The organism is Arthrobacter sp. Y3223164, from assembly GCF_059091005.1.
Map to the genome: position 1 here is coordinate 1 of NZ_JBNHGF010000102.1, position 7,886 is coordinate 7,886.

Sequence of the window (7,886 nt, forward strand, 5' to 3'; positions counted from 1 at the left end):
GGGCCGTTCGGGAGTGGGCGGCGCATTGGGATCCGGACTGGGCTCGGGCCGTTCGGGCGTGGGCGGCGCGAAGGGATCCGGATTCGGCTCCGGCGGGAACGGGTGCCTGGGTCCCGGCTCGTTCGGATCGTGTGCCGGCTCCGGCGGCGGTGGAATGGTCACGGCGTGCCTCCTTGGGCAGCGGTGCGGTAGGACTGCTGCCTGCCACGCTACAACTGTGTCCCGGGCGCCTCAAGGATTTTCCCGCCGTCCGTGACGAGGGTCAGCAAGTCCCCGGCGACACGGTCGGGGGCGTCCCAGAGGACCGTGTGCCCCGCCCGGGGGTAGTGGTTGCGCCGGGCGGAAGGGATGGCATCGGCCAGCACATTCTGCTCGGCAGGGGCTAGCAGGTCGTCGTCGTCGCCCCACACCACGAGGGTCGGGGCCCTGACGGCCTCCGGTGGCGGGGGAGTCGCCTCGGCGAGCCCGGCCAGCGTTTGCTGCCAGACGCGGGCGGGGATCTTGAGCGCGTCCGCCAGCACCGCCTGTCGGACGGCCTCGCCGGGGTCAGCCAGCAGAGTGAAGGACTCCACGAAGGCGCGGACGTCGGCGGGGTCGATGGGATCGCGGAACGCCTCGATGGTCGGGGCAAAGGGCGGCCGGCGCTTGTAGAGGCTCAGCGGAGAGCCGATGAGCATGAGGGCCCGGACCCGTGCGGGCTGGTCGACGGCGAAACGCCGTGCGACATAGCCGCCGCTGGAGTGCCCGGCGATCACGGCCCGTGGGATGGCCAGGGCGTCCAGGAAATCGCCGAGGTCGTTGCTGAAATCGTGTAACCGGTAGCCCGTGGCGGGCTTGTCCGAATCGCCGTGGCCGCGGGGGCTGAGCGCTATCAGCCGGAGCGACGCCGGTAACCGGTCCAAGAGCGGGACCCAAAACCGCCAGGAGTCCCCGTAGCCCGGAACCAGCAGAACCGGGGTGCCGCCGGGGGAGCCGGCCTCGGCATAGGCAAAGCGGAGTCCATTGCCGAGACGAGCGAACCGCTGGCGGGGCTCCATGGCCGGATCCTCAGGACCCCGCGTGCGCGATGGCCAGCAGCCGGCGCTCGTCGTCCGGCGCCAGGCCGGCTTTGCGGGGACGGTCGGCGCCGGTCGCCAGCTCCCACACCAGCGTGTCGGCCAACGTGTCCCGCAGCGGACGCAACGCCAGACCGGCTGCCTTGGCGGCCGCGTTGCTGCGGGAGGAGAAGCCGGCGAAATCGGGCAGCGGAAGCCAGAGCGGCAAGGACCGCTCGCCGGCCCAGGGGTTGATGCCGGCCGCTGCCAGTTCCTCCTGGCCCAGGGACAGGACCGGACCGGCGTGGTCCGCGACCCGGCGCGCCATTTCCAGATGCTCGGTCAACGGAAACGCGTCGCCCACCGCGTTGAACTCGCCGGCCAACCGCTGTTCGGCCGCGGCGATGAGCCAGTCGGCGAGGTCCCGGACGTCGATGACCTGGGCGTCCAACCCGGGCGCATCGGGGACCAGGACGGCGCCGTCGTCGGCCACCGGCCGGGCGAAGCGCAGGGGCCAGTAGCCGGTGCGGTCGGTGGTGTCGCCGGGACCGGCGATGAGGCCCGGGCGGACGATCAGGCTGCGGTCGGGGCCAAAGGCGCCTTGCACCGCCTGCTCGCAGGCGACCTTCGCCTCGCCGTAGACGTCCGGAGCCGTCATCACGTCCGAGGCCAGGGGCGGCAGCAACGGGTAAGTTTCGTCGGCGCCCGGGGTGTGGTGGTCGGCGTAGACGCTGCAGGAAGACACGAAAACAAAGTGCTCCGCCGTGCCGGCCAGCGCCGCCACGGCACGGCGGACCTGGCCGGGCTGGCGGGAGACATCGAGCACGGCGTCCCAGTGCTGGCCCGCGACGGTGTCCAGACAGTCCGGAGCTTCCCGGTCCGCGCGCACCAGTCGGGCGCCGGCCGGAGCGGACCCGGACGTTCCACGGGTCAGGCAGGTGACCCGGTGGCCGCGGCGCAGCGCCGCGGCAGCGATTGCCTGTCCCAACCAGGCCGTGCCGCCCAGGACGAGTAGATGCATGCTGCCCATGGAACACCGTCCCGGGGCGGATGCGCACGGGGTGTTCGCGCACAGCAGGGAGAACCGCCCCAAATTGGTGCCCAACCGCCTTTGGGCCGGGGCGGCCCATGTCCGGAACTGTGGCTATGCTCCGTAGATGGCTAAACCCGACGACTTCACGCCGCGCCTCGACGCCCCGGACGTGGGGGAACTGTTACCCGGGCAGGTAGCGGCGTTGATTCCCGAGGCCCGCGTGGCCGGCAAGCTGTTTGCCGGTGTGGAACTGGACGGCCGGCGGCTGGCCGGTGCCTCCTTCACGGAATGCGCATTCCTGGATGTTTCCGCAGACGGGGCGGACCTGCGTTCTGCCGGTTTCGTGGACGTAACATTCGAGCGGTTGAATGCGCCGGACTTCAGTGCGCCGCGCTCACGCTTCCGCCGGGTGGTGATCGACGGCTCCCGCCTCGGGTCGGCCGAAGTCTACGAATCCGAGTGGGAATCGGTGGAGTTCCGCAACTGCAAGCTTGGGTATGTGAACCTGCGCGGAGCGGAACTTCAGGACGTCGCGTTTGCCGGCTGCATCCTGGACGAACTCGATCTGGGCGGCGCGACCGGTCGCCGGGTGGCCTTTAAAGACAGCCGGGTCCGCAGGCTCGACCTGACCGGGGCGAAGCTGGCGCACGTTGACCTGCGTGGCCTGGACATCCGGGAACTGGCCGGGCTGGAAGGCCTGCGCGGGGCGGCCATGACCTCCACCCAGATCGGCGAGCTCGCTCCGCTGTTCGCCGCCCATTTCGGGATCGTGGAGAAAAGTTAGCCGCAATATACGTAACTGCCGGGCCGAATTAATCCACAGTTCAGCTTTTTTCTGTTTGGATGGTCTGTAGTGGACTGGACAGCAGGCGTCCGGCGAACAACAGAAGGTAGATGATGGACTTCCGTCAGGCCGAGCATCCACGGCCGAACCATTTCTTACTTCACATCAGCGACACCCACTTGGTGGGCGGCGACGGCCGGCTCTACGGGGCTGTGGACAGCGAAGCCAGGCTGGAGCAGATCTTCGAGGATCTGGAAGACTCCGGATCCCGCCCCGAAGCCCTGGTATTCACCGGCGATCTGGCGGACAAGGGCGAACCGGAAGCCTATGGCAGGCTCCGCCGGATCGTCGAACCGGCAGCCGTCCGGCTGGGAGCCCAGGTGATCTGGGCGATGGGCAACCACGACGACCGTGCCGGGCTGAAGACCATGCTCCTGGACGAACCCGGCGGCTCCGAGCCGCTGGACCGGGTATACGACGTCAACGGACTGCGCGTGGTGACCCTGGATTCAACCGTGCCGGGGGCGCACTACGGCCGGCTGGAGGACGAGCAGCTGCAGTGGCTGGCCCACGAGTTGGCCAAACCCGCACCGCACGGGACCATCCTGGCCATGCACCACCCGCCGCTGCCGAGCGTGCAGGACCTGTCCGTGCTGGTGGAACTGCGCGGCCAGGCCGAACTGGCCGAGGTGCTGCGCGGCAGTGACGTGAAGTCGATCATCGCCGGACACCTGCACTATTCCACCACGGGCACCGTGGCCGGGATCCCGGTGTCTGTCGCCTCCGCCACCTGTTACACCCAGGATCTGGCCGCCGACGCGGGCAGCACCCGCGGCCGCGATGCCGCGCAGGCTTACAACATGATCCATGTCTACGAGGAGACCGTGGTCCATTCGGTGGTTCCGGCGCGCGGCGGCCTGCCGGTGGGCCGCCAGGTCAGCGCGGAGCAGACCCGGCAGCTGCTCGAGGCCGCCGCCGTCGTCATTCCCGACGCCGTGAGCCCGGGCCGGATGCCGGCACACCACTAGCCGGGGAAACCCCGCCACCGGGGAAACCGGGGAAACTTTGCTAGCCAGGGAAACTGCGCCGCCGAAGAAGCTGCGCCAACCGGAAGACTACGCCGCCGGCGGTTTCTCCCACGGCGCGCGGAGCGGGAAGTAGCGGGCCAGGAAGTCCGTGACCACGCGCTGGCGTTCCTCGGCCGGGACCTCCGGGAAGCTGCCGTCGTTGAGGCAGAAGAAGTCCCTGTTTCGCTTCTGCAGCAGCTTTTCCAGCTGCTTCAGGCCCGCATACATGGTGGTGTCCACGTACTTGACCTTGGCGCCGGGATTGGTCACCGCGCGGCCGGTCAGCAGCGCGTAGTAGTGGTAGAGCGAGTTGGTCACCGAGATGTTGTCCTTGGCCCGGAAGCGGCTCGCGGCCGTCGTCTTGAACTCCTCGGCGAATTCTTCCTCCATCTCCAGCAGCACGGATTTGCGCAGCGGCGCGGCGCAGTGCTCCAGGTGCCGGGTGGTGATCCTGCCGAAACGGTCGTGCAGCAGCCTGCGGTTCACCCGGGCGGCATTCTCGAAACCGGACCGGTCCAGGTGGTTGTCGCCGAGTCCGATCCGGGTGTCCGCCTCCACGAACTTGGTGATGCCGCCGGGGGAGAAGAACATGTCCGGCCCCACCGGCCGGCCGAAGAACATGTCGTCATTCGAGTACAGGAAGTGCTCGCCCAGGCCGTCGATGTGCTGCAGCTGCGCCTCGATCGCCTGCGAGTTGAACACCGGCAGCACCGACGGATCGCGGAAATGCTGCTCGCTGCGCACCACGCGGATGTCCGGGTGCTCCGCGTCCAGCCACGCCGGCAGCGGCGAGTCCGTGCAGATGAAGATGCGCCGGATCCAGGGCGCGAACATGTAGACCGAACGCAGCGCGTACCGCAGTTCGTCGATCTGGCGGAAGCGCGCCTCGGCGTCGTCGCCCTCGCCCACCACGGCGTGCTCCATGAAACTGTTCCGGTAGCGGCGGTACTCCGGATTGTTCCCGTCCACCCAGGAGAAGACGATGTCGATGTCGAAGTCGATGTCCGTGGCGTGGTCGGCGAACATGTTCTCGATGGTGGGCCAGCGGTGCCCGTAGCGTTCAACTTCGCCGCGCACCGCCTCCGCGGCCGGCAGCGTGCGGCGCGTCAGCGAGTTTTCAATCGGCAGGTGGATCAGGTCGTTCTCCCAGCGCCACAGCTCCACCTGCACACCCGTGCCCTGGCCGTACCGCAGCCCGCCGGTCGGCTCGATCCGCGGGCGGTACAACCGGAACGCGCGCGACCGGTCGCCCTCGGCGAGCTCGCCGTCGGCCACCAGCCGTGCGGTTTTTTTGTTCGCGTCCACCGTCAGCGAGTAGAACGGCTCGTCGGCGCAGGCGGCCACCAGCGCCGCGCGCAGCTCGTCGCGCTTCTCCCAGTTCACCGCCACCACCGGGCGGGCATCGTTGCCACGCACCAGCAGGTAGGGAATCTGCGCCTCGTCCAGCGTCCTGCGGACAAACAGCAGGTCCTCCACCATCGCCTGGTGCGGCGTCAGGGTGGTGTTGACCAGTGCGTAACCGCCCTTGACCATGACCACGTCGGGGCGCTCCGTGAGGCGGACGACGGCGGCGGGCGAGGCGATTTCGACCGTCGACTCGGGTGCGCGGTCGGGTTCGGGCTCGGCGTAGAACGCGTCCTGCACTGCAGGCATGCTGGTCACAAAAAACCTCCGAAAACATAGTGGCGCCAACCCGAAAAGGGGCTGCTGTCACCCATGGTAGGCGTGGGCGGGCGGGCGTTACAGACGCTGCCGCCACAGGATAAGCCCGCAGCGGATCGACCGCGGCAGGCCACTCCTTTGACGGTACATGCAGTTTGGCCCTCCCGCTGCGTCTGGACGTGCCCGGCCGGCGAAAAATTACCCCGGTGCCGCCCCGAAACCCGGCAGTCGGCGTGATGATCCCCGGAACGACGACGACGGTCCGCGCCCAACACGTTTGCCAGTCGGGACGTCGGGGTTGACGGCCGTGCAACGTTCAGCAGCATTTTCTCCGCCGCATACCCAAGGTGTCATACGATCTGAGCATGCCGGATCTTGCCGCGTCGATCGGACTGGTGTCCGAAGTGCTGACGTGGGCTGCCCTGATCCCGGGACTGCTGTTGCTCTTCGTGGCCGCTGTGCTCCGCCTGGCCGGAACCCGGTGGCACCGCGCCGACGGAGTCGCGTTTGACGACGGCCGGCGCCGCGGTGTGCGCTGGTTCGACACCCGGCATGGATTCCTGGAGGGCGTCTTCCCGACCGGGACGGGCTCCGATGTAGCCGCCGGGTCGGACGTGCTGGTCTTCTACGACGCACGGCGGCCGGACCGCTGGCAGGTCTCGGAGCCGGAGCGGCCGGGCCGGATCGTCTTGCTGCTGGGCAAGATCCTCACCGCCGTCGGCGTGCTCTCTGCCGTCGTCGGATTGTTGGCGATGGTCCTGGCCGGGGGCTAGCCGGGCCGGCCGTGATGCTCGCCGCCCGGCTTTGGCGCTCGCCGCGTGCCCGGGTAGGGTGGAATCCGGTGCGCCGGGAAGTCTGGTCGGCAGTTCTGTCGTCGACCCTTTGAGGACCCGCCATGGCCGCCAAGACCCCCGAATCATCCGCCAGGCCCAAGGTTTTGGGACGCGGAAGTTATGCCGAAGCGCTGCGAATCGGCGAAATCCTGCGCAAGGAAACCGTCGGCGGAGCCCTGCTGGTGGCCGCCGCCGTCGTCGCCCTGATCTGGGCCAACTCGCCCGCGGCAGACAGCTACTTCGCCCTGCGCGACTTCACCGTCGGCTACGAGCCCTGGCACCTGGAGCTGAGCCTGGGGGCGTGGGCCGCCGACGGGCTGTTGGCGGTGTTCTTCTTCCTGGTGGGGCTGGAGCTCAAACGCGAGTTCGTCGCGGGGGACCTCAGCAGCCCCCGGAAGGCCATGGTGCCGGTCGCGGCCGCCGTTGGCGGAGTGGTGGTTCCCGCCGTCATCTACGCAGCCATCAACTGGGGCAGTCCGGAAACCATCCGCGGCTGGGCCATCCCGACGGCGACGGACATTGCCTTCGCGGTAGCGGTCCTGGCCGTCATCGGCTCGCATTTGCCCAGCGCGCTGCGGATTTTCCTGCTGACGCTGGCCGTGGTGGACGACCTCATCGCCATCGCCATCATTGCGTTCGTCTACACCAGTGAAATTCACGTCCCGGCCCTGCTGCTGGCCCTGGTCCCCATCGCGCTCTACGCCTTCCTCGCCCAGAAGTTCCGCAGCTTCTTCGGGAAGCATCACGCGGCGTTGTGGGCGGTCCTGCTGCCCGTCGGCATCGTGGCCTGGGCCCTGGTCCATGCCTCCGGCATCCACGCCACCATCGCCGGCGTGGTGCTCGGTTTCACCGTCCCGGTACTGCGCAGCAAGGCCAGCGGCGGACCGAAAGCGGGTCCGGGGCTCGCCGAAATCTTCGAACACCGGCTCCGGCCCGTTTCCGCCGGCTTCGCGGTCCCGGTCTTCGCGTTCTTCTCCGCGGGTGTCGCCGTGGGCGGGGTTGATGGATTTACCTCCGCCCTCGGCGATCCGGTGGCGGTCGGCGTCATCGCGGGCCTGGTGATCGGCAAGCCGATCGGCATCCTCGGCACCACGTGGCTGATGACCAAGCTGACCCGGGCGGAGCTGGACACGTCGATGAAGTGGGTCGACCTGTTGGGCATCGCCATGCTGGCCGGCATCGGCTTCACCGTCTCCCTGCTGGTGGCCGAGCTGAGCTTCGGGCTTGGCACGCCGGCCAATGACCACGCCAAGGTGGCCATCCTCGCGGCGTCCTTGCTGGCCGCGCTGCTGGCATCGGTGGTGCTGCGCGCCCGCAACCGGCACTACCGGCGCATCGAGGCCGAAGAACAGGTCGACGCCGACAACGACGGCATTCCGGACGTCTACCAGGACGGCAGGGCCTAGCCGCACCGGCTCTCGGCCCCGCCGGCGCGGCTTCCGTCCGCTGCCGCGCCGGCATGGCAACACCGGC

7 protein-coding genes are annotated in these 7,886 nt (G+C 68.9%); 4 read left to right on the forward strand and 3 right to left on the reverse strand.

The annotated features are described in order from the left end of the window. Positions 1 to 209: 209 nt before the first annotated feature. Together AC5RUJ_RS07460 and AC5RUJ_RS07465 are read right to left on the reverse strand one after the other, a co-directional pair. Positions 210 to 1,037 carry an alpha/beta fold hydrolase gene (locus AC5RUJ_RS07460; RefSeq protein ID WP_494109842.1) on the reverse strand — a complete coding sequence of 276 codons (828 nt, stop codon included), beginning with the start codon at positions 1,035 to 1,037 and terminating at the stop codon, positions 210 to 212. Between the two features lie 10 nt (positions 1,038 to 1,047). Then, positions 1,048 to 2,055 (reverse strand): NAD-dependent epimerase/dehydratase family protein, encoded by a 1,008-nt coding sequence (locus AC5RUJ_RS07465; RefSeq protein ID WP_494155722.1) that lies wholly within the window; start codon positions 2,053 to 2,055, stop codon positions 1,048 to 1,050. Positions 2,056 to 2,191: 136 nt separating this feature from the next. Here AC5RUJ_RS07465 and AC5RUJ_RS07470 point away from each other — a divergent pair, with 136 nt between their 5' ends. Beyond that, on the forward strand, positions 2,192 to 2,851 hold the full coding sequence (locus AC5RUJ_RS07470; protein ID WP_494014479.1) for a pentapeptide repeat-containing protein: 660 nt from the start codon (positions 2,192 to 2,194) through the stop codon (positions 2,849 to 2,851). A 113-nt stretch (positions 2,852 to 2,964) separates the two neighbouring features. Beyond that, complete coding sequence (locus AC5RUJ_RS07475) at positions 2,965 to 3,879, forward strand: phosphodiesterase (protein WP_494128583.1); 915 nt, start codon at positions 2,965 to 2,967, stop codon at positions 3,877 to 3,879. Positions 3,880 to 3,966: 87 nt separating this feature from the next. Here the strand turns inward: AC5RUJ_RS07475 and AC5RUJ_RS07480 are convergent, their stop codons facing one another. Further along, on the reverse strand, positions 3,967 to 5,571 hold the full coding sequence (locus AC5RUJ_RS07480; RefSeq protein WP_494128582.1) for a stealth conserved region 3 domain-containing protein: 1,605 nt from the start codon (positions 5,569 to 5,571) through the stop codon (positions 3,967 to 3,969). 374 nt (positions 5,572 to 5,945) lie between these two features. Between AC5RUJ_RS07480 and AC5RUJ_RS07485 the strand changes: the two genes are divergently transcribed. Both AC5RUJ_RS07485 and nhaA read left to right on the forward strand, forming a co-directional pair. Next, positions 5,946 to 6,353, forward strand: coding sequence for a hypothetical protein (locus AC5RUJ_RS07485; protein ID WP_494026152.1), 408 nt, complete (start codon positions 5,946 to 5,948; stop codon positions 6,351 to 6,353). Between the two features lie 122 nt (positions 6,354 to 6,475). Then, complete coding sequence (gene nhaA, locus AC5RUJ_RS07490) at positions 6,476 to 7,819, forward strand: Na+/H+ antiporter NhaA (RefSeq protein ID WP_494128563.1); 1,344 nt, start codon at positions 6,476 to 6,478, stop codon at positions 7,817 to 7,819. Positions 7,820 to 7,886 lie beyond the last annotated feature (67 nt).

Bases quoted from the DNA above. Each gene is read 5' to 3' on its own strand.
- nhaA (WP_494128563.1), top strand. From the start codon at position 6,476: ATGGCCGCCAAGACCCCCGAATCATCCGCCAGGCCCAAGGTTTTGGGA.
- AC5RUJ_RS07460 (WP_494109842.1), bottom strand. From the start codon at position 1,037: ATGGAGCCCCGCCAGCGGTTCGCTCGTCTCGGCAATGGACTCCGCTTT.
- AC5RUJ_RS07480 (WP_494128582.1), bottom strand. From the start codon at position 5,571: ATGCCTGCAGTGCAGGACGCGTTCTACGCCGAGCCCGAACCCGACCGC.
- AC5RUJ_RS07470 (WP_494014479.1), top strand. From the start codon at position 2,192: ATGGCTAAACCCGACGACTTCACGCCGCGCCTCGACGCCCCGGACGTG.
- AC5RUJ_RS07475 (WP_494128583.1), top strand. From the start codon at position 2,965: ATGGACTTCCGTCAGGCCGAGCATCCACGGCCGAACCATTTCTTACTT.
- AC5RUJ_RS07465 (WP_494155722.1), bottom strand. From the start codon at position 2,055: ATGCATCTACTCGTCCTGGGCGGCACGGCCTGGTTGGGACAGGCAATC.
- AC5RUJ_RS07485 (WP_494026152.1), top strand. From the start codon at position 5,946: ATGCCGGATCTTGCCGCGTCGATCGGACTGGTGTCCGAAGTGCTGACG.